The 23,113-nt window shown below is 67.9% G+C and carries 21 protein-coding genes; 16 read left to right on the forward strand and 5 right to left on the reverse strand.

All coding sequences use genetic code 11. The features are described 5' to 3' along the window. Window positions 1-66: 66 nt before the first annotated feature. The 9 genes from cyoA (at window position 67) to LQ564_RS25065 (ending at window position 8,111) form a co-directional block, all read left to right on the forward strand. Window positions 67-1,104, forward strand: coding sequence for a ubiquinol oxidase subunit II (gene cyoA, locus LQ564_RS25025; protein ID WP_231060839.1), 1,038 nt, complete (start codon window positions 67-69; stop codon window positions 1,102-1,104). Between the two features lie 2 nt (window positions 1,105-1,106). Then, window positions 1,107-3,113: a cytochrome o ubiquinol oxidase subunit I gene (cyoB, locus tag LQ564_RS25030; RefSeq protein ID WP_231060840.1), complete on the forward strand. Its 2,007-nt coding sequence runs from the start codon at window positions 1,107-1,109 to the stop codon at window positions 3,111-3,113. A 7-nt stretch (window positions 3,114-3,120) separates the two neighbouring features. Further along, window positions 3,121-3,756 carry a cytochrome o ubiquinol oxidase subunit III gene (cyoC, locus tag LQ564_RS25035; protein WP_231060841.1) on the forward strand — a complete coding sequence of 212 codons (636 nt, stop codon included), beginning with the start codon at window positions 3,121-3,123 and terminating at the stop codon, window positions 3,754-3,756. Continuing rightward, complete coding sequence (cyoD, locus tag LQ564_RS25040; RefSeq protein ID WP_231060842.1) at window positions 3,753-4,154, forward strand: cytochrome o ubiquinol oxidase subunit IV; 402 nt, start codon at window positions 3,753-3,755, stop codon at window positions 4,152-4,154. The genes cyoC and cyoD overlap by 4 nt, the downstream gene beginning before the upstream one ends. Before the next feature lie 11 nt (window positions 4,155-4,165). Beyond that, complete coding sequence (locus LQ564_RS25045; protein WP_231060843.1) at window positions 4,166-4,966, forward strand: SURF1 family protein; 801 nt, start codon at window positions 4,166-4,168, stop codon at window positions 4,964-4,966. 159 nt (window positions 4,967-5,125) lie between these two features. Next, window positions 5,126-6,499 (forward strand): ATP-binding protein, encoded by a 1,374-nt coding sequence (locus LQ564_RS25050; protein ID WP_231060844.1) that lies wholly within the window; start codon window positions 5,126-5,128, stop codon window positions 6,497-6,499. After that, window positions 6,496-7,038, forward strand: a complete 543-nt coding sequence (locus LQ564_RS25055) for a response regulator transcription factor (RefSeq protein ID WP_231060845.1) — start codon at window positions 6,496-6,498, stop codon at window positions 7,036-7,038. The genes LQ564_RS25050 and LQ564_RS25055 overlap by 4 nt, the downstream gene beginning before the upstream one ends. A 9-nt stretch (window positions 7,039-7,047) precedes the next feature. Continuing rightward, window positions 7,048-7,422 (forward strand): c-type cytochrome, encoded by a 375-nt coding sequence (locus tag LQ564_RS25060; protein ID WP_371873546.1) that lies wholly within the window; start codon window positions 7,048-7,050, stop codon window positions 7,420-7,422. Continuing rightward, window positions 7,419-8,111: an MOSC domain-containing protein gene (locus tag LQ564_RS25065; protein ID WP_231060846.1), complete on the forward strand. Its 693-nt coding sequence runs from the start codon at window positions 7,419-7,421 to the stop codon at window positions 8,109-8,111. Before LQ564_RS25060 ends, LQ564_RS25065 begins: the two co-directional genes overlap by 4 nt. Window positions 8,112-8,190: 79 nt before the next feature. Here LQ564_RS25065 and LQ564_RS25070 read toward each other — a convergent pair whose 3' ends face one another. After that, window positions 8,191-8,952: a ZIP family metal transporter gene (locus LQ564_RS25070; protein WP_231060847.1), complete on the reverse strand. Its 762-nt coding sequence runs from the start codon at window positions 8,950-8,952 to the stop codon at window positions 8,191-8,193. Window positions 8,953-9,046: 94 nt separating this feature from the next. Here LQ564_RS25070 and LQ564_RS25075 point away from each other — a divergent pair, with 94 nt between their 5' ends. The 4 genes from LQ564_RS25075 (at window position 9,047) to LQ564_RS25090 (ending at window position 13,306) form a co-directional block, all read left to right on the forward strand. Further along, window positions 9,047-9,481: an acetyltransferase gene (locus LQ564_RS25075; RefSeq protein ID WP_231060848.1), complete on the forward strand. Its 435-nt coding sequence runs from the start codon at window positions 9,047-9,049 to the stop codon at window positions 9,479-9,481. Between the two features lie 339 nt (window positions 9,482-9,820). Continuing rightward, window positions 9,821-10,864, forward strand: a complete 1,044-nt coding sequence (locus tag LQ564_RS25080; protein ID WP_231060849.1) for a hypothetical protein — start codon at window positions 9,821-9,823, stop codon at window positions 10,862-10,864. Then, window positions 10,857-12,101: a cation:proton antiporter domain-containing protein gene (locus LQ564_RS25085; RefSeq protein WP_231060850.1), complete on the forward strand. Its 1,245-nt coding sequence runs from the start codon at window positions 10,857-10,859 to the stop codon at window positions 12,099-12,101. Before LQ564_RS25080 ends, LQ564_RS25085 begins: the two co-directional genes overlap by 8 nt. Beyond that, window positions 12,098-13,306 carry a YbdK family carboxylate-amine ligase gene (locus LQ564_RS25090; protein WP_231060851.1) on the forward strand — a complete coding sequence of 403 codons (1,209 nt, stop codon included), beginning with the start codon at window positions 12,098-12,100 and terminating at the stop codon, window positions 13,304-13,306. The genes LQ564_RS25085 and LQ564_RS25090 overlap by 4 nt, the downstream gene beginning before the upstream one ends. Here LQ564_RS25090 and LQ564_RS25095 read toward each other — a convergent pair. Next, window positions 13,303-13,803, reverse strand: coding sequence for a MarR family winged helix-turn-helix transcriptional regulator (locus LQ564_RS25095; RefSeq protein ID WP_231060852.1), 501 nt, complete (start codon window positions 13,801-13,803; stop codon window positions 13,303-13,305). The two genes, LQ564_RS25090 and LQ564_RS25095, sit on opposite strands and share 4 nt — an antisense overlap. Before the next feature lie 202 nt (window positions 13,804-14,005). Here LQ564_RS25095 and LQ564_RS25100 point away from each other — a divergent pair, with 202 nt between their 5' ends. Continuing rightward, a complete protein-coding gene (locus tag LQ564_RS25100) occupies window positions 14,006-16,750 on the forward strand; it encodes a bifunctional diguanylate cyclase/phosphodiesterase (protein ID WP_231060853.1) in 2,745 nt (914 codons plus the stop codon). A 300-nt stretch (window positions 16,751-17,050) separates the two neighbouring features. Beyond that, entirely contained in the window at window positions 17,051-19,528 is a 2,478-nt protein-coding gene (locus LQ564_RS25105) for a penicillin-binding protein 1A (protein WP_231060854.1), read from the forward strand. Here the strand turns inward: LQ564_RS25105 and LQ564_RS25110 are convergent. From LQ564_RS25110 to LQ564_RS25120, 3 genes are all read right to left on the reverse strand, one after another. Beyond that, a complete protein-coding gene (locus LQ564_RS25110) occupies window positions 19,521-20,066 on the reverse strand; it encodes a M23 family metallopeptidase (RefSeq protein ID WP_231060855.1) in 546 nt (181 codons plus the stop codon). The two genes, LQ564_RS25105 and LQ564_RS25110, sit on opposite strands and share 8 nt — an antisense overlap. 70 nt (window positions 20,067-20,136) lie before the next feature. Then, the gene (locus tag LQ564_RS25115; RefSeq protein WP_231060856.1) at window positions 20,137-21,981 is read right to left on the reverse strand and encodes a sensor histidine kinase; all 1,845 of its coding nucleotides are present in this window, start codon (window positions 21,979-21,981) and stop codon (window positions 20,137-20,139) included. A 95-nt stretch (window positions 21,982-22,076) separates the two neighbouring features. Beyond that, window positions 22,077-22,916, reverse strand: a complete 840-nt coding sequence (locus LQ564_RS25120) for a glucose 1-dehydrogenase (RefSeq protein ID WP_231060857.1) — start codon at window positions 22,914-22,916, stop codon at window positions 22,077-22,079. Between the two features lie 55 nt (window positions 22,917-22,971). Between LQ564_RS25120 and LQ564_RS26065 the strand changes: the two genes are divergently transcribed. Then, the coding region (locus tag LQ564_RS26065) for a MerR family DNA-binding transcriptional regulator (RefSeq protein WP_371873435.1) at window positions 22,972-23,113 on the forward strand (142 nt) is incomplete at its 3' end.

Genomic DNA, 23,113 nt, shown 5'->3' on the forward strand with positions numbered 1-23,113 from the left:
GGTTCTCGTAGACCGTTGGCGTTACAGTAGCATGTTCTTATTCCCATGTAACGTTAGATACCTAGCATGATTCCTAAAATTGTCCGCCGCGGACTCCCATTACTCCCGCTTGCGCTGCTTTCCGGCTGCAACACGGTGGTGATGAATCCCACCGGCGATATCGCAAAGCAGCAAGCGGACCTGATCACGATCTCGGTCCTGCTCATGTTGATCATCATTATTCCGGTGATGATCCTGACGGTCCTGTTCGCATGGCGCTACCGCAAGAACGCCAATGCAAAATACGAACCGGACTGGGACCACTCGACCAAGCTCGAGCTGGTGATCTGGGGCGCGCCGCTCCTGATCATCATCGTCCTCGGCCTGATCACCTGGGTCTCGACCCACAAGCTGGATCCTTACCGTCCGCTCGACCGCATCGACGCCAACCGTCCGATCCCGGCGTCGACCAAGCCGCTCGAGGTGCAGGTCGTGGCGCTGGACTGGAAATGGCTGTTCATCTATCCGGAGCAGGGCATCGCTTCGGTGAACGAACTGGTCACCCCGGTCGACGTGCCGGTGCGCTTCAAGATCACCTCGTCCACCGTGATGAACACCTTCTACATCCCGACCCTGGCCGGCATGATCTATGCGATGCCGGGCATGGAGACCACCCTGAACGCCGTGCTGAACAAGGCGGGCGACTACAAGGGCATCTCCGCGAACTTCAGCGGCGAAGGTTTCTCGCACATGCACTTCGCCTACAAGGGCGTGAGCGCGGGCGAGTTCGACGCCTGGGTCCAGAAGATGAAGACCAATCCGGGCGTGCTGAACCGCGCCGACTACCTGAGCCTGGAAAAGCCGTCGGTCCGCGACCCGGTCAAGTTCTACGGTTCGGTCGAGCCGGCCCTGTTCAACCGCATCCTGAACCGTTGCGTGGCTGAAGGCAGCGTCTGCATGAACCAGCAGATGGCCGATGACCACAAGCGTAACCAGGTTGCCGCCGAGATCCGCAAGCTGCCGAAGGCGCCCGCCGCCCAGGTCGCGAACGCGGAAATCTGCGAGACCCCGGAAGGCCAGGCCGTCGCAGGCCAGGTCACTCCCAATAATATTGTGAAGAAGTAATCATGCAAGACTCATCTCTCGACTTGACGAAGCTTGTCTTCGGTCGGCTCAGCTGGGACGCGATTCCCTTCCACGAGCCGATCCTGTTAGTGACCTTCGCCGGCGTGATCGTGGGTGGCCTGGCCCTGGTGGCCTTGATCACCTACTTCCGCCAGTGGGGCATGCTGTGGAATAACTGGTTCACCAGTATCGACCACAAGAAAATCGGCATCATGTACATGATCCTCGGCATCATCATGTTCCTGCGCGGCTTCGCCGACGCCCTCATGATGCGCGCCCAGCAGGCCTTCGCCTTCGGATCGAACCACGGCTTCCTGCCGCCCGACCACTACGACCAGATCTTCACCGCCCACGGCGTGATCATGATCTTCTTCGTGGCCATGCCTTTCGTGACCGGCCTGATGAACTACGTCGTGCCGCTGCAGATCGGCGCCCGCGACGTCGCCTTCCCCTTCCTGAACAACTTCTCGTTCTGGATGACCACCATGGGCGCGATCCTCGTGATGGCTTCGCTGTTCGTGGGTGAATTCGCACGTACCGGCTGGCTGGCATATCCGCCGCTGTCCGGCATCCTGGCGAGCCCGGGTGTCGGCGTCGACTACTACATCTGGTCCCTGCAGATCGCGGGCGTCGGCACCTTGCTGTCCGGCGTGAACCTGATCGTCACCATCGTCAAGATGCGCGCGCCGGGCATGGGCCTGATGAAGATGCCAGTCTTCGTCTGGACTTCGCTGTGCACCAACATCCTGATCGTGATCACCTTCCCGATCCTGACCGCCGTGCTGGCCATGCTGGGCATGGACCGCCTGTTCGACACCGCCTTCTTCACGAACGACCGCGGCGGCAACGCGATGATGTACGTGAACCTGATCTGGATCTGGGGCCACCCCGAGGTCTACATCCTGATCCTGCCGGCCTTCGGCATCTTCTCGGAAGTCGTCTCGACCTTCTGCGGCAAGCGCCTGTTCGGCTACACCTCGATGGTGTACGCGACCTGCGTGATCATGGTCCTGTCCTACCTGGTCTGGCTGCACCACTTCTTCACCATGGGTTCGGGCGCGAGCGTCAACTCGTTCTTCGGCATCACCACGATGATCATCTCGATCCCGACCGGCGCGAAGATCTTCAACTGGCTGTTCACGATGTACAGAGGCCGTATCCGCTTCGAACTGCCGATGATGTGGACCGTCTCGTTCATGCTGACCTTCGTCATCGGCGGCATGACCGGCGTGATGCTGGCGATTCCGGCGGCCGACTTCGTGCTGCACAATTCGCTGTTCCTGATCGCCCACTTCCACAACGTCATCATCGGCGGCGTGGTGTTCGGCCTGTTCGCCGGCTTCAACTACTGGGCGCCGAAGATGTTCGGCGTGAAGCTGAACCAGTTCTGGGGCAAGGTCTCGTTCTGGCTGTGGTCGATCGGCTTCTGGGTCGCCTTCACCCCGCCGTACATCCTCGGCTTCATGGGCTATACCCGCCGCATGAGCCACTTCGAGGACCAGTCGGTGCAATGGCTGTTCCAGATCTCGCTGGTCGGCACCCTGATGATCGCCGGCGGTATCGGCGCGCTGCTGCTGCAATGCTTCTTCACCTGGAAAGACCGCGCCAAGCTGCGTGACGTCACCGGTGACCCGTGGGATGGCCGTACGCTGGAGTGGGCGACCTCGTCGCCGCCGCCGGACTACAACTTCGCCTTCACCCCGGTGGTGCACGACAACGACACCTTCGCCGACATGAAGAAGAACGGCTACCAGCGTCCGCTGAAGGATTTCGTGGCGATCCACATGCCCAAGAACACCTGGGCCGGCTTCGTCATCTCGGCCATCTCGGCCGTGATCGGCTTCGGCATCATCTGGCACATGTGGCTGCTGGTCGGCGTCGCCTTCATCGCCATGATGGCCGCGATCATCACCCATACGTTCAACTACAAGCGCGATTTCTACATTCCGGCGGAAGAAGTGGCCCGCACCGAGGAAGCGCATACCCGTCTGCTGAAGAGCTACGTCTGAAACAACCATGGCACATAATCCAACCATTTCCGGCGGCCTGACCGCCGACGAGGTGACCGCGCGCTACCTGGTGCGCGAACACCATCCGGAGCAGGGCACTTTGCTCGGCTTCTGGATCTACCTGATGAGCGACTGCCTCATCTTCGCGTCCCTGTTCGCCACCTATGCGGTGCTGGGCCGTAACTACGCCGGCGGTCCGACCGGCGCCGAACTGTTCGACCTGACGCTGATCGCCATTAACACCGGCTTCCTGCTGCTGTCGTCGATCACCTTCGGCGTCGCGATGGTCTCGGCGCAAGCCAAGAAGCTGGGCGCGACCCTGTTCTGGATGGCGGTCACCGGCCTGCTCGGCCTGGCCTTCCTGTCGCTGGAAATCTACGAGTTCCAGCACCTGATCCACGAAGGCGCGGGCCCGAGCCGCAGCGGCTTCCTGACCGCGTTCTTCTCGCTGGTCGGCACCCACGGCCTGCACGTGCTGTTCGGCGCGGTCTGGCTGGTGACCCTGATGGTCCAGCTGTCGAAGCACGGCCTGACGGTCGAGAACTTCCGCCGCCTGCAGTGCCTGTCGCTGTTCTGGCACTTCCTGGACGTCGTCTGGATCGGCGTGTTTACCTTTGTCTACCTGATGGGAGTGCTGCCATGAGCGACCAACTCCACCACGCCGAGCACGATCACGACGGCCACACCACCTTCGTGACCCACTACGCCATGAAGGACTACGCGATCGGCTTCGTGCTGTCGCTGGTCCTGACCGCGATCCCGTTCTGGCTCGTCATGGGCCACGTGCTGCCGCCGGAAACCACCAAGTGGGTGATCATGGGCTTCGCCGCCATCCAGTTCGTCGTGCAGATGATCTACTTCCTGCACATGAACTCGAAGTCGGAAGGCGGCTGGAACCTGATGGCGCTGCTGTTGACCACCGTCCTGCTGGTCATCGTGCTGGCCGGTTCGATCTGGGTCATGACGCACATGAACGCCAACATGATGCCGGCCATGGGTGGCGCAAGCGACACCACCCACGGCATGCACGACATGCAATAAGCCAGCAGTAGATGTACCCGCGCGACCAGCAAGCAGGCCCTGTTTCCCATCCGCCCCGCAGCAACTTTGCGAGGCGGATGTTCGGAGCGGTGGCCCTGCTGCTGGTCGCGCTTTTCATTGGTCTCGGCACCTGGCAGGTCGTGCGCCTGCAGTGGAAGCTGGACCTGATCGCGCGGGTCGACGCGCGCGTGCATGCGCAAGCCGTTGCGGCCCCTTCGGCGCCAAGCTGGGCGCAGGTCACCAAGGAATCCGACGAATACCGGCGCGTGCGCGTGGCCGGGCACTATCTCTACGAATTCACGACGCCGGTCCAGGCTTTGTCCGAGCTGGGATCGGGGTTCTGGCTGCTCACGCCGTTGTGCACGGACGAGGGCCACATCGTGTTCATCAACCGCGGCTTCATTGCGGCGGCGGACAACAAGCCGGGCACGTATCCGGGTCGGCGTGCGGAAGCGAATCCGTGCGCCGCGGCGGGCGAGCACGTCACCGTGACCGGGCTGCTCCGTATCACCGAACCGAAAGGCGGCTTCCTGCGCGAGAACGATCCGGCGAACAATCGCTGGTACTCGCGCGACGTCGCGCTGCTCGCGAGCGCGCGGGGGCTGTCGAACGTGGCGCCGTACTTTATCGACGCCGGCAAAGGGCAGGATCCACAGGGCGCGCCCGAACGCGCCGTGGGCGGCCTGACGGTCATCTCCTTCACCAACAACCATCTCGTGTATGCGCTCACCTGGTACGCGCTGGCCATCATGGCCGGCGCCGCCTGGTGGTGGATCAGGCGTCATGGCGGTACAATCCGCGACGACGATTAACTTCACCTTGGTCCCGCAGCCCCAGCACGTCATCCCGGCGCAGGCCGGGATCCAAGTTCTGCTCGCATATCGTCTGCGCAGACAAAATTGGGCACCGGCCTTCGCCGGTTCGACGGTCTCCAGGCAAACAATGAAAACAAGACCCGATCCATCGCGCGCATGATACAGAATCCCCTCGAATTCTTCGCCAAGGCAGCCCGGAGCTCGCCCCAGGCGGCCGCGGCGAACGTCGAATTCGCGGCCGGCCACAAGAACATGCTGCAGCTGATCGAGCTGCGCTGGATCGCCGTCATCGGCCAGATCACGACGATCGCGGCCGCCATCCTGATCTTCGAGATCGCGCTGCCGCTGGTGCACATGCTGCAGGTGCTGGCCTGCCTGATCGCCTTCAACGTCGCCAGCCACATGCGCTGGCACGAGCGGCGGCCGGTGTCGAACGGCGAGATGTTCATGGCCCTGCTGGTCGACGTCGCCAGCCTGACGGTGCTGCTCTACCTGTCCGGCGGCATCACCAATCCCTTCGCCTTCCTCTACCTGCTGCAGGTGATCCTGTCGGCGGTGCTGCTGGAGGTGTTCTGGACCTGGATCATCGTCCTGATCACGACCTTCTGCCTGGCCGGCCTGGCGATGTACGCGCAGCCGCTCGCGCTGCCCTTCGACCATGCGCGCGGCATCTCGAGCCTGTACATCCAGGGCCTGCTGGTCTGTTTCGCGCTCGACGCGGCCCTGCTCGTGATGTTCATTTCGCGCATCTCGGACACCCTGCGCGAGAAGGCGGCCCAGCTGGCGGCGCTGCGCCAGCAGGCGGTCGAGGAAGAGCACATCGTCCGCATGGGCCTGCTGGCCTCGGGCGCCGCCCACGAGCTGGGCACGCCGCTGGCCACGGTGTCGGTGATCCTGGGCGACTGGAAGCGCATGCCCCAGTTCCGCAGCGACCCCGGCCTGCTCGAAGAGATCCAGGAAATGCAGACCCAGCTGCAGCGCTGCAAATCCATCGTCAGCGGTATCCTGCTGTCGGCGGGCGAGGCGCGCGGCGAATCGGCGGTGCGCACCACCGTGCGCAGCTTCCTCGACGGCCTGGTCGCGACCTGGCGCGCCAGCCGCCCGGTGACCGGCTTCCAGTACAATAACCGGGTGCGCGAAGACGTCCCGGTCGCCTCGGACTCGGCGCTGAAGCAGACCATCGACAACCTGCTCGACAATGCGCTGGAGGCTTCGCCCGCGTGGGTCGGCCTGGATGTCGTCAACGACGACGGCGTGCTGCACATCATCGTGAGCGATCGCGGCCCCGGCTTCGCGCCGGCGATGCTGGGCCAGATCGGCAAGCCCTACCAGTCGACCAAGGCGGAGCCGGGCCACGGCCTCGGCCTGTTCCTGGCGGTGAACGTGGCGCGCAAGCTCGGCGGCGCGGTGACGGCCGTCAACCGGCCGGACGGCGGCGCCCAGGTGACGCTCACCTTGCCGCTGTCGAGCATCGCGCTCGATGAGGAAGGTGCAGAACGTGAAGAACAACGCAACAAGGAAGCCAATTGAGCGACACCCCTGAGCGCCTGCTGCTCATCATCGAAGACGACGAGGCCTTCGCCCGCACCCTGAGCCGCTCCTTCGAGCGGCGCGGCTACCGGGTCCTGGTGGCCTCCGGCCACGACGAGGCGGCCGTGCTGCTCGAGGCGCATTCGCCCGGCTACGCGGTGGTCGACCTCAAGCTCAAGGGGAACAGTTCGGGCCTGGCCTGCGTCCAGCTGCTGCACGAGCACGACCCGGACATGCTGATCGTGGTGCTGACCGGCTTCGCCAGCATCGCCACCGCGGTCGAGGCGATCAAGCTGGGGGCGGTGCAGTACCTGGCCAAGCCCTCGAACACCGACGACATCGAGGCCGCCTTCGGCCACGTGGCCGGCAACACCGACGTCGAGGTGACGAACCGCTCGACCTCGATCAAGACCCTCGAGTGGGAGCGCATCCACGCGGTACTCGCCGAGACCGACTTCAACATTTCGGAAGCGGCGCGCCGCCTCGGCCTGCACCGGCGCACGCTGGCGCGCAAGCTCGAGAAGCAGCGCGTGAAGTAGGGCGGCCGGATGCGTCTTCTCGCGCCTCTGCTCGCCTGTCTCGTGATGGCCCCGGCCCACGGCGCCGATGCGCTTGCGCCTGGTCGCACCGCCTTCCAGCGCTGCGCCAACTGCCACCAGGTCGGGCCCGGCGCACGCAGCAACTTCGGGCCCCAGCTGAACGGCATCATCGGCCGCCGCGCCGGCTCGGCGCCGGACTTCGACTATTCGCCGGCGATGAAGAAGGCCGGCTTCGTGTGGGACGAGAAGCGCCTCGCCGCCTTCCTGCGCGATCCGGACGCGGTCGTCCCGGGCAACAAGATGCGCTTCTGGGGCTTGCGCAGCGATCGCCAGATCGCCGACCTGCTGGCCTACCTGCGCAGCGCCGGCGCCGGACAACGGTGAGCGCCGCCGCGAGGAAGGTGCTCGCACTGGCAGTGCGCCCCGCCGATACGCCGGTGCCGGTGGATTCGGCACGGGCCATTGCCGGTCTCGGCCTGGCAAACGACCGCCACGCCGATCCGCGCTCGCCCCGCCAGCTGCTGCTGGCGGGGGCGCCGGCCTACCACGACCTGCACATGGCGCCTCTTACATTGCGCGAAAACCTGCTGCTCGACCTCGATACCGCCGCCCTCGAATCCGGCATGCTGCTGCGCATAGGCCTGGAGGTCACGCTGCGCCTGACTTTCCAGTGCGAAGCCTGCGGCGCCGTCGCCGCCCGCCTCGGCGGCCCGGCGCGGGCGCTGCGCGGCCGGCGCGGCATGCTGGCGCGGGTGGAAACCGGCGGCATGCTGCGCGCGGGCGATCCGGTCACGATCCTCGCCGCGCGCGCCACGCCGCTGTCCGATGACTGGCACGACCGCGTGGCGACGGTCCTCGACGCCGTCCCGCCCGGGATGGTGATCACCTACGCCGACCTGGCGCGCGTTGCCGGCGTCCAGTCCAGCTACTGCCGCGCCTTCCCGCGCGCCCTCGCCAAGCTCGGCCCCACCCGCGCCGCCCGCGCCATCCCGGCCCGCGCCGACACCCCCGCGCCGCGCTGGGACGGCGCCGGCTTCTTCGACACCAACGTCGGTGTCAGGTCTGACATTTAGATACGAGCTCAGCCTTATCGAGGGTTACGGATGAGGCTGTGTCCGAATGTCAGACCTGACACTGGGGTTGCAGTTTTGGCTAACTGCCCAGCTTGCTAAGCGCGTAGGCCGCCAGGAAGCCGGTTACCACGATCAGGCCGGCGAAATCGTGGGTCTCTTCGAATGCTTCCGGGATCATGGTGTCGACCAGCATCGCCAGCACGCCGCCGGCCGCCACGGCGGTGGTCGCCGCGACGACTTGCGGCGGGAAGTGGCGGAACACGGCGTAGCCGAGCAGGGCGGCCACGCCCGAGGCGACGGTGATGCCGCCCCAGATGCCGAAGATGTAGTGGGCCGAGCGTCCGGCCTGTTTCATGCCGGCGGCGCTCGACAGGCCTTCGGGGATGTTCGAGAGGAAAATCGCAGCCACCGCCACGACGCTCACGCCCTGGCCGCCCAGCATCGACAGCCCGATCACGATCGATTCCGGAATCCCGTCGAGCAGGGCGCCGAAGGCGATGGCCTTGCCGCTGCTCCCGCTGTCCTGGGCCGTGGGCTGGCCGCCGGAGCGCTTGCGGTGCTTGGCGCCGTGGTGCGAGAGCTTCCAGTTGGCCAGCGTGTAGATGGCAGCGCCGCCGAGGAAGCCGATCGCGGTCGAAGCGAAGCCGCCGGTGTGGAAGGCGTGCTCCATCAGTTCGAAGGAGAGGGCCGAGATCAGGACGCCGCTGCCGAAGGCCATGATGGCGGCGATCAGGCGCTGCGGCACCTGCAGGCGGTAGCCGGCAAAGGCGCCGAGCAGCAGGGCGCCGCCGGCGACCAGTCCCCAGAATCCGGCCTGCAGCCACATCGGTACACCATCCATGCACTATTCCTCTCGTCGGGCAATGGGCGCATCATAGCGCGACAACAGGAAATGATTCCGGCACAATTGAGTTTTTCACAAGTTTGCGAACACCATGCCCACCATCCGTTCCTCCACGCCCGCTGACGCCACGGCACTCGCCGACATCTGGCGCGCGAGCGTGCGCGCGACCCACGACTTCCTGAGCGAAGCGCATTTCGCCGAGATCGAGGCCTTGGTCGCCGGCCACTACCTGCCGCACGCCCCGTTGTGGGTCGTCGAAGCCGACGGCTGCCCCGCCGGCTTCATGGGGCTCACCGGCGCCCACGTCGACGCCCTGTTCATCGACCCGCGCCGCCGCGCCCAGGGCCTGGGGCGGGCGATGATCGCGCACGCCGAGGCGCAGGCCGGCAAGCTGACGGTCGACGTCAACGAACAGAATCCGCAGGCGGTCGGCTTCTACGAGCGCATGGGGTTCATGCGCACCGGCCGCAGCGCGGTCGATGACGCCGGCCGGCCCTATCCCTTGCTGCACATGCGCCAGCCATGACGGATCGCAAACTGTTTCTTCGGTCGATGCTCGAACTGAACCGGTAATGCAGCATTTGTTTCCTTGAAACATCAATACATTCGGACAAATTCTCTTGCATCGGTAACATTTTTCGTTTAAGGTAGCCAGGTGATAGCTGCCCGCCAGGGTGGTGTGTCCGATCAGCGATGAGGCGGTTTCTTGAAGCCGTTTCTTTTTGTCCCCCGCATCACGCCGGGGGATTTTTTCGGTGCCGCGGCCCTGCCTGCCGCGGATGGCGCGACCCGCGCCTGCCGGCCCACCGCACAGGCCGAGGCGCTGCCCGCTTCGATGCTTCGCCTGCGCGCCACCGGAGGACCCATGAGCGATACGCTTTCCCCCTGGAGTGCAGCACGGCGAATCCTGCCCGCGCTCCTGTCCGCCAGCTTCCTGGCATCCACCGCCGCCGCCGCCCCGCGCAAGCCGGCCGTCGCGCCGCTGGCCGACTTCACGGCGTTGAGCGGCTCCTACCCCTCGCGCTGCACCGGTCCGCTCGACCCGGCCCTCGGCGGCCTGGGTGCGCCGGGGATCCGGCGCTGCGCCTGGAGCCAGCGCGTCGAAATGCTGCACTGGCAAACCGTGCCGAATGCCGGCAATGCCTGCCTGCCGGCGCCGGCCCTGGCCTGGCACCGCCTGGGAGCGGGCATGCGCACTCCGATCGCGCCGTGGAGCGCGGCCTGGCCTGCCCAGAGCGTGCTGTCCGAGCAGGGCGGCGTCACGCAGGCGGCCGCGCTCTGGCGCGGCGACGACGGCCAGTGGTCGGCGGTGCTGTGGCGCTGGCTGCCGGCCGAGCGCGCCGCGACCCGCAACTGGCAGGCCGCCCACTGGAACGACGTCGCGCAAGCCGTGCGCGCGAGCGCAGCCGGCGCCAGGGCAGCGCCGACTTCGCCGCTGCTGGCGGCCTGGGAAGACGCCTCGCGCGGCAAGCCGCGCCTGCGCGAGCCGGACGCGGCGCGCTGGATCGCCGACGGCGCCTGCCTGAACCTGCAAACGGCCGGCATCGGCCAGGCGCGCCTGCACCTGCCGCACTCGCGCGACGACGTGCGCCAGGAACAGCGCAGCGCGATGCAGGTCCAGCTGGCGCGCCGCTATCCGGACGCCGACTGGCTGCAGAGCTTCGCCCTGGTCGAACCGAATACACCGGGCGCGCGCACCGGCGCCAAGTTCCTCGCCGTATGGCGCGAGGGGACCACCGTCAACGGCCAGCTGTGGATCACACTGCCGGGCGAGGAGGGCATCGTGCGCGCCCGCGTCTCCAGTGTCCTGGCCGTTGCGCGCAGCGACGACACCGCCAAGGCGCGCGCCGCGCTGATCCAACGCGAGCTGACCGCGCTCGCCCACGCCTGGGAGGTGCGCCATGAATGAAGAACTGAATACGCCGCTGTGGCTGCTGTCGCCGCTGGCCGTGCTGGGTGGCGGCCTGATGCTGGCCCTGGTCATCGGCCTCACCCTGCAGCGCTTCAAGGTGCCCAAGCTGTATGGCGCGGTGCTGGCCGGCCTGCTGCTGGGCTCCACCGGCTTCGGCCTGATCGACCGCGCCCTGCTGACCCAGTTCCAGGAACTGCTGAACGCCGCGGCGGCCCTGGTGCTGTTCGAGGTCGGCCGCAAGATGGACCTGGCCTGGCTCTTGAAAAGCGGGCGCCAGGGCGGCAGCCTGCTGCTGGCGACCATCGCGCGCTGGGTCGCGGTCGCGATCACCCTGCGCCTGCTCGGCCTGCCGTGGGGCGCGTCGATCTTCATCGCCTCGATCCTGATCGCGGTGAACCCGGTCATCGTCAGCTCGATGGTGGCGGACGAGAACGCGAGCGGCACCAGCACCTTCGCCACCGCCAATATGGTGGGCCTGAGTTCCCTGGTCGCCCTGCTCATCCTGGGCGTGACCATGGCCTGGACCCGCAGCCACGGCGTCGACGCCAGCGGCGACTTCCTCGGTGAATTGATGCGCCAGGGCGGCAAGCTGGTGCTGGGCGCCGCGATCGCCGCGCTGTCGTACGGCTTGTACGCCGCCGCCACCCGCCTGTGCAAGGTGCCGGCGCGGATGCGTCCCGGCATGCTGCTGGCGGCGCTACTGATCGACCTCGGCCTGTGCTCGGTGTCGGCGGCCAGCGCGCTGCTTTCGCTCTTGCTGATGGGCGTCCTGCTGCGCAATGCGGAAAAGCGCGACAACGTGTTCCAGGCTCAGCTGCAGACCGCCCAGGATATCGGCTACGTGCTACTGTTCCTGATGTCGGCCGCCCTGGTCGACCTGGGCGAACTGGCGCGCGGCTGGGCGCTCGGCGCGGCGCTGGCCGTGTTCGCGGTGCGCATCGCCGTCACCCGCCTGGCACTGTGGCCGGCCAGCGCCTGGGACCGCCGCAAGAAGCATGCGATGGCGCTGTCGATGTGTTCCCTGGTGAGCTACGGCGGCCTGGTGGTCGACAACACCCTGAACGCCTATACCGGACTGGACCCGGCCTCGACCGCGCTGATGGGCGCGCTGCTGGCCCTGAACGTGCTGCTGGCGCCCGGCCTGACCTGGCTCGGCCTGCGCATGGCGGGCGAAACCTACCAGACCGGCGGCCAGGACGTGGCGCCGGCCGACAAATTCAAGGAGGCCGCATGAGCGCTACCGTACTGAATGATGCAGCCGCCGCCCAGGCGCAGGCGGTGAGCGGCAAGGGCCCGGCCTTCCTGCCGGACTTCAAGCCCTCGACTGTCGGCACCATGGGCATCGAGCTCGAACTGATGGTGCTCGACCGCCTGACCTACGACCTGTTTCCGGCCGCGCCCGACATCCTGCGCGTGCTCGACAAGCACGACAAGCCCTGGGTGCACACGCCCGAGATCACGACCTCGATGCTGGAAGTGGCGACCTCGATCCTGCAGTCGTTCGGCGAGGCGCGCGAGCAGCTCGAGCACATCCGCTCGACCGTGCAGCGCGCGGCGTTCGAGGTCGGCGCGGCGATTTCTGGCGGCGGGGCGCACCCCTTCCAGCGCTGGAACGAGCAGCGCATCTATCCGAAGGAGCGCTACTTCGAGTCCGAGCGCAAGTACGGCTACCTGGCCAAGCTGTTCACGGTGTTCGGCATGCACGTGCACATCGGCGCCGGCACCGCCGACGAGGCGGTGCGCCTGTGCGCCTGGCTGACCCAGCGCGCGCCGCTGTTCATCGCGCTGTCGGGCAATTCGCCGTGCTGGCAGGGCGAGGTGTCGGGCTTCTGCAGCTCGCGCAGCAATGTGGTCGGGGCCTTCCCGATGAGCGGCATCCAGCCGCCCGACCTGCGCAGCTGGCAGGACTTCCGCGACTATTTCGACCGCCTGGCGGGTTTTGGCATCGTCAACAGCATCAAGGATTTCTACTGGGACGTGCGGCCCAAGCCCGAGTACGGCACCATCGAACTGCGGGTGCTCGACACGCCCCTGAAGCCGGTGTACGCCGCCGCGCTGGCCGTGTATGCGCGCGAGTTGTGCCTGGAATTCGCGGACCAGCCGGACCGCTGGCCGGCCAACGGCAGCCGCGAGCTCTACACCTGGAACCGCTTCAACGCCGCGCGCGACGGCGTCGACGGCAGCTGGATCGATCCCGAGACCGGAACCTCGCTGCCGATCCTCGACGTGATCCGGGGCGACCTGGAACGCCTCGGCCGGCGCTCGCGCGACCCGGGCTTCGCGCAAGCGCGCGCGGTGATCGAGGAATTGATGAAGGAGGGCGGCCAGGCCGGCCTGCTGAAACGCCACCTGGCGGGCGGCGGCGGCATGAACGACCTGGCGCGCCTGGCGAGCGAGGTGTTCGACGCCGGCGAGGGCCTGGCCGAGCAGAAAAGCTAGAGCTGGGCCAGCGGCAGCTGGGCGGCCTCGTCGTCCGCCGCCAGCTCGGCGATCAGGCGGCCGAGGTCCTGTTCCAGGCGCAGCAGCGTCGCTTCGTCGAGGCTGGCGAGGGCGTCCGGCAGCACGCCGGCGAAGGGCAGGGGCGCGGCGCGCAGCACCGCCAGGCCCTCGGGCGTGACGCGCAGCGCGACGGTGCGGCGGTCGAGCCCTTCGCGGCTGGCGCTCACGAAGCCGCGCTCGACCAGAGCGCGCACCAGGTTGCTGGCGGTCGACTGGTGGATGTCGAGCTCGCGCGCCAGCACGGTCGCGCCGATGCCGGGCTGGCGGTCGATCACGGACAGCGCCCACAGCTGGGCGCCGCCCAGGCCGGCTTCGCGCTCGACCTGGCGGAAATGGGTCTTGACGGCGTTGAACACAACGCGGAACTGGCGCAGCACGCGCATCGGCGCGCCGCTGTCGGCGCCGGCGATCTGCTTTTCGGGATGAATATCGGGCATCCGCGCATGATAGCCGAAATCGGTCCCTTCGCTGGCACGAAGCGCACTTGTCCCGCCAGCAAATCCGCAGGTGTGCCGGACTCGTCGTTTGCGCAGCCGAAACGTGGCGCGGCCTATGGCGGCTTTTGCTAGGATGGGCCGCATGAATCGGCTGCTGGCTCATCCACTCTCGTGGCGCCGGCACATGGTGTCGCGCGCCGCCATGACCACCTTTCTGGCCGGCGCCGCGCTGACAGCGTTGCTGTCGGCGGTGGCGCGCAACCTGGAGGCGGACCGCGCGCGCGCCGATTTCGCGCAGCGCGCGGCGGTGCGCACGGCCGCGGTCGCGCGCGCCTTCGGCGACGCCGTGCGCGACCTGCGCGCGCTGAACCTGCTGTTCGCGGCAAACGGCGGCGCGGTCTCGCGCGAGGCCTTCGACGCTTTCGCCCAGCCGCTGGCGGCGCGCAACGGCTACCTGCGCGCACTCGAGTACCAGCGCTTCGTGGACGACGGCGAGCGCGCCGCCTTCGAAGCCGCCGGCAGCCGCTACTGGCCGGGCTTCGCGATCCGCGAGCGTGGGCCCGACGGCCTGCGGCCCGCCGCGCGCCGCCCGCGCTACCTCGTCAACGACTACGTGGTGCCGATCGCCGGCAACGCCCTGGTCTATGGCTACGACGCCTGGTCCAATCCCGAACAGCGCGCCTTCATCGCGCGCGCCATCGACAGCGGCGAGCCCACCGCCAGCCCGGTGCTGCGCCTGGTGCAGGGCGACGGCGGCCTGCGCGGCTTGCTGGTGTCGATGCCGGTCTACCGCGGCGGCGCCGACCTCGAGGACGTGGCGGCGCGGCGCGCGCAGGCGCTCGGCTGCACCACCGTGGCGCTGGACGCGGCCGTGCTGGTGGGCGCCAGCCTGGACGGAACGCATCTGCTGGCGATGGGCGACTTTGCGCTCACGTTATACGGCTATACAGGCAGCGGCGCGCGCGTCCCGGTGTTCCACCACCAGGGCGACCCCGCGCCGGCATCCCTGCTGGAGCGCTGGCTCGACCGCGACCCGACCGCCATCACCAGCAGCTTCGAGGTGGCCGGGACGCGCTGGGAATTCGAGACCGTGCGCCTGCCGCGCAGCCTGGAATCGCGGACCGGTTCGCTGTCGATCCTCGCCTTCGGCATCCTGCTCAGCTTCGCCGCCGGCTGGCTGGTGCAGCAGCGCAGCGCGCGCACCCGCCGCATCGAGTCGCTGGTCGAGCGCCGCACCGCGGACCTGGCCCTGACCGCCGGCGCCCTGCGCCTGTACCGGCGCGCGATCGAATCGGCCGCGAATCCGATCCTGATGATCAGCGCGACCCGGCCCGGCTATCCGATCGAGTATGCGAACGCCGCCTGCGAGCGCGTGCTCGGCTACGGGCCGGGCGAGCTGCAGGGCCTGCCGCTGGCGGAACTGGCGCAGCCGCAGGACGGGGAGGCCGGGCTGGCCGAGCTGCGCCAGGCCCTGTACGAGTGCCGCAAGGGCCACGCGCTGGTGCGCCAGGCCACCCGCGACGGCCGCGAGCTGGTCAGCGAGGTCTACATCGCGCCGGTGAACGACGAGGCCGGCCGCACCGGCCACTTCGTGGTCACCACCTACGACGTCACCGTCGCCAAGCGCTACGAGGCGGAACTGGCGCACCGCGCCCGCTACGACACCCTGACCGGCCTGGCCAACCGCGCCCTGCTGAGCGACCGCATCGAGCGCGCCATCGCGGTGGCGAACGGCGCACCGGTGTGGACGGTCGCTCTCGACATCGACCACTTCAAGCTGATCAACGACACCCTCGGACGCGGCCTCGGCGACGAGGCGCTGCGGGCGCTGGCCGGCCGCATCAACGGCGGCATGCGCCAGGCCGACACCGCGGCGCGCGCCGGCGGCGACGACTTCATGCTGGTGCTGTGCGGCTGCGCCAACGAAGGCCAGGCCGCCGCGCGCGTGCAGGAAGTGCGCGCGGCCATCGCCGAGCCGCTGCAGATCGAAGGACACACCCTGGCCTTCGGTTCCAGCGCCGGGGTGGCCGGCTATCCGAACGACGGGCGCGACCCCGAAACCCTGGTCAAGCATGCGGAAGTCGCGATGTACCGCGCCAAGCAGAACGGCCGCAACGCGGTGCAGTTCTACGCGCCGCACATGAATGCCCACGCGCTCGACCGCCTGGCGCTGGAAGGAGCGCTGCGCGGAGCCCTGCGCGACCAGCAGTTCGAGCTGCACTTCCAGCCCCAGGTCGACCTGCACAGCGGCCGGGTGGTCGGCACCGAGGCCCTGATCCGCTGGCGCCACCCGCTGCTCGGCACCGTGCGCCCGGACCGCTTCATCGCGCTGGCCGAGGAGACCGGCCTGATCGTGCCGATCGGCGCCTGGGCGCTGCGCTCGGCCTGTTCCCAGAACCGCGACTGGCAGCGCGCCGGCCTGGGCCAGCTGCGGGTCGCGGTCAACCTGTCGGCGCGCCAGTTCTCCGAACCGGACCTGGTACAGACCGTGCGCCAGGTGCTGGACGACACCGGCCTGGCGCCGGACTCGCTCGAGATCGAGCTGACCGAGAGCATGATGATGGCCGACGTCGAGTCCGCGATCGAAACCATGCGCTGCCTGAAGGCGATGGGCGTGAAACTCTCGATCGACGACTTCGGCACCGGCTACTCGAGCCTGGCCTACCTGAAGCGCTTCCCGGTGGACGTGCTGAAGATCGACCGCAGTTTCGTGCGCGACATCGTCGTCAGCCGCGACGGCGCCGCCATGGTCGACGCCATCGTCTCGCTGGCCCACAGCCTGCGCATGCAGGTGATCGCCGAGGGCGTCGAGACCATCGAGCAGCTCGACTACCTGCGCGGCTGCGGCTGCGACGAGGTACAGGGCCATATCTTCGCCCGGCCGCAACCGGTGGAAGCCGTTGAAGCGTTGCTGCGCCAGGGCAGGGTGGCGCCGGTGCACGCCTGAGCCCGACCGGCCGTGCGACAGGGCAGGTGGGCTATACTTATCACATACGCAACCGTAGGGTCGGCGGTCCCCCGCCCACGCGTTCAACGAACGGAATCGAGCCATGGAGCAGGCCAGGATACGTGATCTGAACGCGTGGGCAAAGGATTGTCCACCCTACGAGGGTGTGAAAAATTCGTCCATGGCTGCGTTGCCTCGTCTCGCCGTACGAGTGTACTGTCTTCGACTCGGCGCCTTGCCATAGCCATTTTTTCACACCCTCTACGGCGCACCAACAAAGCGCAGCAAGGATTCCCCAGAGTGGACCAGAAGACCGACCCGAACGACCCCAGCAACCCACAGCAAACCCCGGGAGAACGCGCCCGGCGCATCCTCGGCGGCGCCGGCGAGCGCGCCCGCGCCGGCTTTTCCTGGGCGCGCGCCGCCGCCTTCGTGCGCCTGAACGGCCGCTCCCGCCTCGAACAGACCCTGCTGGTCGGCCTGTGGACCGTGGCCGCCGGCCTGATGGCCTTCTTCCTCTACCTGCTGATCCTGATCCCGCTCACGCCCGGCATCAGCGACCTGCACCAGGCCCGCACCGCTCGCCCCAGCGTGATCCTCTCAGCCGACGGCAAGGAACTCGGCAGCTTCGAAAAAGGGTTCCAGGAGCGGGTCAAACTGTCGCAGATCTCGCCGCACGTGATCAAGGCCCTGATCTCGACCGAGGACCATCGCTTCTACGAGCACCACGGCGTCGACTTCCGGCGCGTGGCCGGGGCCCTGGTCGCCACCGTCAAGGGCGACGCCCAGGGCGGTTCGACCATTACCCAGCAGCTGGCCCGCAATATGTTCCCCGAGGAGATCGGGCGCGCGCGCAGCATCAACCGCAAGATGAAGGAACTGATCACCGCGATCAAGATCGAGAACACCTACAGCAAGACCGAGATCCTGGAAGCCTACCTGAACACGGTGCCCTTCCTCTACAACGCCTACGGCATCGAGATGGCCGCGCGCACCTATTTCGGCAAGCCGGCCCTGAAGCTCGACGTGCTGGAATCGGCCACCCTGGTCGGCATGCTCAAGGGCACCCACTACTACAATCCCGTCACCAGCCCGGAACGGGCCAAGGCGCGCCGCAACGTGGTGCTGTCGCAGATGGCCAGGCATGGCGCCTTCACCGAAAAGCGCTACGAACAGCTCGCCAAGCGCCCGCTGCGTACCCGCTTCGCGCGCCTGAACGACCGCAGCGGCAAGGACGACCACTTCACCGCCTACGTGCGCAAGTGGCTGCTGGAGTGGGCCGAGGAAAACGACTACGACCTGTCGCTCGACGGCCTGGTGGTCCACACCACCCTCGACCTGGACCTGCAGGACGCCGCCCGCCGCGCCGTGGAACGCCAGGCCAACACCCTGCAGGCGATCGCCGACGTCGAATGGGCGTACTCCGGCATGCCGCGCTCGACCTCGACCGGCATGTACACATCGATGCGCGGCGAGGTCGACCCCTTCGCGTATTACTGGAATTCTCACCCGCGCGAACTCGACGCCTTCGTGCGCGAATCCGGCGCCTACCGCCGCGCGGTCGAGGATGGCGAAGCGCCCGAGGAGGCGCTCAAGCGCCTGAAGCGCGACCGCGCCTTCCTGAGCGACCTGAAGGAAGCCAAGTCGCGCCTGGAAGCCGGCTTCGTGGCGATGGACCCGGCCACCGGCGAAGTGCGCGCCTGGATCGGCAGCCGCAGCTTCGAGCGCGACCAGTTCGACCACGTGGCCCAGGCATCGCGCCAGCCCGGCTCCACTTTCAAGCCCATCGTCTACGCGGCGGCGCTGGAGCGCGGCATTCCGCCGGACCGCACCTACCGCGACGTGGTGCAGGACATCAGGATCGGCGGCGGCAAGGCCTGGCGCCCGACCGATATGTCGGGCAATACCGGCGCCATGATGACCATGCGCGACGGCCTGATCCTGTCGAAGAACACCATCACCGCCCAGGTGATGCAGGAAGTCGGCTTGAGTCCCATCGTGCGCCTGGGCCAGAGCATGGGCATCCGCCAGAGCAAGCTCGAATCCGTGCCCTCGCTGGCCCTCGGCACCAGCCCCGTGACCCTGCTCGAGATGGTCAGCACCTACAGCACCATCGCCTCGCTGGGCGAGTACCGCAAGCCGATTTTTGTCCGCCGCATCACGGACCGCGACGGCAAGGTGATCGCCGACTTCGCGCCGGGCGCGCCGGAACGGGCGCTGTCTCAGGAGGCCTCGATCGCCCTGATCGACATGCTGCGCGGCGTAGTCGACCGCGGCACCGGCGGCGGCGTGCGCTACCGCTTCGGGGTCCATGGCGACGTCGCCGGCAAGACCGGCACCACCCAGAACAACACCGACGGCTGGTTCATCCTGATGCATCCGCAGCTGGTGGCCGGGGCCTGGGTCGGCTTCAACGACAACCGGGTGACCATGCGCTCGAGCTACTGGGGACAGGGTGGCCACAATGCGCTGATGCTGGTGGGCGACTTCATGCGCACCGCGCTGGAAAACGGCAAGCTCGATCCGAACGCGCTGCTGCCGGGCGGACGTCCGCCGGCGCCGCGCCGCTACGAGGAGCCGGAAGAAGAGGTCGAGGAACTGCCGGGCGAACTCGATATGGAAGGCATGGCGCCCGACGCGGACGAGGTGCCGGACCCGGACCCGGCGCTGGACATCCAGCCGCAGGTCCAGCCGGCGCCGCCGCCGGCGCCGCTGCCGGAAGCGGTGCCTCCGCCGCCACCACCCGATCCGTCGCAGGGCGAGGACCCCATCATTTAGTAGCGACCGCGCCCGGCGGCAGGTCGGTGCGCAGCAGCGGGTAGGGGTTGATGGCGCCGCCCATCTCGTACACGCCGTAGTGCAGGTGCGGCGGCGTGCCCTTGGCGTTGCCCGTGTTGCCGACGAAGCCGAGCACCCGGCCTGGTTCGACCCGCATCCCGGGCGTCACGTCGGAATAGTGGTCGAGGTGGGCGTAGTAATGGCGCTGGCCGCCCGGCCCCAACACCCACACCACCAGGCCGCCCAGGCGGTTGGTCCCGACCCGCAGCACGATCCCTTCGGTGCTCGACAGCACCGCGGTGCCGCGCTTGGCGAAGATATCGATGCCCTCGTGCTTGCGTCCTTCGCTGCGCGCCCCGTGCCAGGTGTCGCGCAGGCCGCGCGGCTTGACCCCGGCCACCGGCATCGAAAGTTCCGACGGCGCCGGCATTGCGGCCAGGCGCGCCGCGTACATGGCATGCTTGAGCCACGGGCCGAGCAGGCCCCAGCAGGCGATCAGGAGAACGGCGAACAGCAGGCTGCGGAGGAAGGTGCGCATGGCGGCGTCCCGTGAGGTCGATACCGCACAGGTATGGGCGGATCGCCCGATTCAAAGCGCCAGGGTTGCTTCAGGCCGGATCGAGGCTGGCGGCCTGGCCGGCCGCGCTGGCCTGCGGGTCCGCGCCGGCATGCACGGGCAAGCCCACCGTGAAGGTGCAGCCCTTGCCATGCCCGTCGCTGTGGACCGACACCGTACCGCCGTGCAAGGCCGTGAGTTCCTTGACCAGGGCCAGGCCGAGACCCAGGCCGCCCTGGGCGCGATCAATGCTGGTCGGGCCCTGCACCAGCACGTCGAAGATCACCGGCAGCAGTTCGGGCGCGATGCCGACGCCGGTGTCGCGCACCTCGACCACCACGTTCCCGCCCTCGACCTTGCAGCCGACCGCGATGCTGCCGCCGGCCGGCGTGTACTTGATGGCGTTGTGCAGCAGGTTGTCGACCACCTGCTCGAGGCGGGTGCGGTCGCCCTCGACCGGGGCCGCCTGCAGGTCCACCTCCCAGTGGTGGCTGCCGCCGTCGACCAGGCGTTTGGCTTCGACGCAGGCGCGCAGCACCTCGCCCAGGTCGACCGGCGCGCGCTGCAGCACGATTTTGCCCGACAGGATGCGCTGCACGTCGAGCAGGTCGTCGACGATGCGGGTCAGGTGGCGCATCTGGCGCCGGCTGATCGCGCGCGCGTTGGCGGCCTGCTCCGGCTTGATGTTCGGCATCTCCAGTACGCTCATGGCGCCCGAGATCGCGGCCAGCGGATTGCGCAGCTCGTGCCCGAGCATGGCGAGGAAGCCGTCCTTGGCGCGGCTCTGGGCCTCGGCCTGGCGCCGCGCGCGCTGCTCGCTCAGGAGCAGCTGCTCGCGCTCGTGCTGCAGCGCCTGGCGCGCCGCGCTCTCTCGGCTCAAGGCCTGGCTGGTGAAATGCAGGCCGTCGAGCAGGGCGTCGACTTCCTCGACCCGGGTCGGACGCGGCCGCGCTACCGCGCCACGCGCCAGCGAATTGGCGACGCTGCCGGCCTGCTGCAGGGCCGCCGACAGTTTGTTGCCGAGGAAGACGGCGACGAAGATGGCCAGACCCATGAGCAGGATCAGGGCCAGCGCCGCATAGGTGGCGGCAGTGCGCGCCGCCGATTCGATCTCCGCCACCGGCACCCCGATCACGACGGTCCAGCCGGAAGCTTTCGAACGGGTATGGATGCCGTAGACCTCGACGCCTTCGTGGGTGGTGTGGCGCAGCACGCCGCTGCCGGCTTGCGCCGCGGCCGCGCGCATCTCGGGATGCATCGGCTTGCCGGCCGCCTGCGCGCCGCCGCGGCTGCGTGCGATGGTCACGCCCCTGGCGTCGAAGATGCCGACCAGCCAGCCGGGCTCCAGCGCCCCGCTGGCGAACACGCGCTCGAAAAAGCGGGCGTCGAAGACCTGGCTGACCACGTAGCGCCGCGCGCCATCGGGCGGGGAGGGGACGTTGACCGCGACCGCGGGTCGGCCCGAGGGACCGCTAGGGAAGTAGCCGGTGACCTGGACCTGGTTGCGGCGCAGCAGCTCGGCCGCGAAAGGCCGCACCACGCCCGGCGCTTCCGGTTCGTACGGTTTCAGGGTATTGAACAGCTGGCGCCCGCTGTCGTCGATTAGCGTGGTCCAGCTCAGCGCGCCGTCGCCGTTCAGGCGCCGCGCCAGGCGGTAGACGCGCTGGTAATTCTGTTCGCCCAGCGCTTCAGAACTGGCGATGGTGCGCAGCAGCGCTTCGGCCACCGCAATCTCGCGGTCCACCAGCAGGGCGGTGGCGCGCGCGGTTTCCTGCACCCGGCGGATGCGCGACTCGCGCTCCCAGTCCAGCAGCATCGACACCCCGATCCAGAACGCCAGGACCACGGGGATCAGGATGGCGGCGGCCATCAGAAACAGGTAGGTGCGGGTCTTCATGCGGGCATGGCGCAGGAGCGGCTGGCATTGTGAAATGGCAATACCAGCAAGCTTAACAGAAGCGCCACGCCCCCGTCGGATTTTGTCGTTCGGGCCTACAGGATCGGCGTGCCGCCCGTGACCGCGATGCGCGCGCCCGACACATAGCTGGCCTGGTCGGAGGCCAGCAGCACGTACACCGGCGCCACCTCGGCCGGCTGGCCGGGGCGCTTCATCGGCACCTGCTGGCCGAAGCTTTCCACCTGGTCGGGCGGCATGGTCGACGGAATCAGGGGCGTCCAGATCGGCCCCGGCGCCACCGAGTTGGCGCGGATGCCTTTCTCGGCCAGCAGCTGGGCCAGGCCGGCCGTGAAGTTGGCGATCGCGCCCTTGGTGGTGGCATAGGCCAGCAGGGTCGGCTTCGGATTGTCCGAGTTGATTGAACTGGTGTTGATGATCGAGGAGCCGGGCCGCATGTGCTTCACCGCCGCCTTACACAGGTGGAAAATCGCCGTGATGTTCACCTTGAAGGTGTAGTCCCACTCCTCGTCGGGGATCTCTTCCAGCGAATCGTGGGTCATCTGGAAGGCCGCGTTATTCACCAGCACGTCGACCCGGCCGAAAGCCTCGACCGCCTTGTCCACGATGGCGCGGCAGTGGGCCGGGTCGGCGATGTCGCCCGGCACCAGCACCGCCTTGCGGCCGGCTTCCTCGACCAGGCGCCGGGTTTCCTCGGCATCCTCGTGTTCGTTCAGGTAGGCGATCAGGACGTCGGCGCCTTCGCGCGCAAAGGCCAGGGCGACGGCGCGGCCGATCCCGCTGTCGGCGCCGGTGATGATGGTGGCTTTGTCGGTCAGCTTGCCGGAACCGGTGTAGCTGGTCTCGCCATGGTCGGCCTTCGGGGTGAGCTGCGCTTCACTGCCCGGTGGCTGCTGTTGCTGTACTGGCTGGTTCATGTAAGGGTTTTAACAGTTAGTTTGGAACTTATTCATTTTGAGTAGTCATACTCATATGAACAAGTTCCTCTCCATCACCGCTGCCGCGCAAGCGCTTGGCGTTTCGGCCAGCACGCTGAGACGCTGGGAGGCGGCCGGCAAGCTCATCCCCAGCCGGACCAAAGGTGGTCAACGCCGCTACGATCTCGCATCGATGC

This window comes from Massilia phyllostachyos, assembly GCF_021044825.1.
In the GTDB taxonomy this organism is placed as follows: Bacteria; Pseudomonadota; Gammaproteobacteria; order Burkholderiales; family Burkholderiaceae_D; genus Telluria; species Telluria phyllostachyos.

What these genes read in the sequence shown, in the direction of transcription:
- cyoA (WP_231060839.1), top strand. Translation starts at nt 67, where the DNA reads ATGATTCCTAAAATTGTCCGCCGCGGACTCCCATTACTCCCGCTTGCG.
- cyoB (WP_231060840.1), top strand. Translation starts at nt 1,107, where the DNA reads ATGCAAGACTCATCTCTCGACTTGACGAAGCTTGTCTTCGGTCGGCTC.
- cyoC (WP_231060841.1), top strand. Translation starts at nt 3,121, where the DNA reads ATGGCACATAATCCAACCATTTCCGGCGGCCTGACCGCCGACGAGGTG.
- cyoD (WP_231060842.1), top strand. Translation starts at nt 3,753, where the DNA reads ATGAGCGACCAACTCCACCACGCCGAGCACGATCACGACGGCCACACC.
- LQ564_RS25045 (WP_231060843.1), top strand. Translation starts at nt 4,166, where the DNA reads ATGTACCCGCGCGACCAGCAAGCAGGCCCTGTTTCCCATCCGCCCCGC.
- LQ564_RS25050 (WP_231060844.1), top strand. Translation starts at nt 5,126, where the DNA reads ATGATACAGAATCCCCTCGAATTCTTCGCCAAGGCAGCCCGGAGCTCG.
- LQ564_RS25060 (WP_371873546.1), top strand. Translation starts at nt 7,048, where the DNA reads ATGCGTCTTCTCGCGCCTCTGCTCGCCTGTCTCGTGATGGCCCCGGCC.
- LQ564_RS25070 (WP_231060847.1), bottom strand. Translation starts at nt 8,952, where the DNA reads ATGGATGGTGTACCGATGTGGCTGCAGGCCGGATTCTGGGGACTGGTC.
- LQ564_RS25075 (WP_231060848.1), top strand. Translation starts at nt 9,047, where the DNA reads ATGCCCACCATCCGTTCCTCCACGCCCGCTGACGCCACGGCACTCGCC.
- LQ564_RS25080 (WP_231060849.1), top strand. Translation starts at nt 9,821, where the DNA reads ATGAGCGATACGCTTTCCCCCTGGAGTGCAGCACGGCGAATCCTGCCC.
- LQ564_RS25085 (WP_231060850.1), top strand. Translation starts at nt 10,857, where the DNA reads ATGAATGAAGAACTGAATACGCCGCTGTGGCTGCTGTCGCCGCTGGCC.
- LQ564_RS25090 (WP_231060851.1), top strand. Translation starts at nt 12,098, where the DNA reads ATGAGCGCTACCGTACTGAATGATGCAGCCGCCGCCCAGGCGCAGGCG.
- LQ564_RS25095 (WP_231060852.1), bottom strand. Translation starts at nt 13,803, where the DNA reads ATGCCCGATATTCATCCCGAAAAGCAGATCGCCGGCGCCGACAGCGGC.
- LQ564_RS25100 (WP_231060853.1), top strand. Translation starts at nt 14,006, where the DNA reads ATGACCACCTTTCTGGCCGGCGCCGCGCTGACAGCGTTGCTGTCGGCG.
- LQ564_RS25110 (WP_231060855.1), bottom strand. Translation starts at nt 20,066, where the DNA reads ATGCGCACCTTCCTCCGCAGCCTGCTGTTCGCCGTTCTCCTGATCGCC.
- LQ564_RS25115 (WP_231060856.1), bottom strand. Translation starts at nt 21,981, where the DNA reads ATGAAGACCCGCACCTACCTGTTTCTGATGGCCGCCGCCATCCTGATC.
- LQ564_RS25120 (WP_231060857.1), bottom strand. Translation starts at nt 22,916, where the DNA reads ATGAACCAGCCAGTACAGCAACAGCAGCCACCGGGCAGTGAAGCGCAG.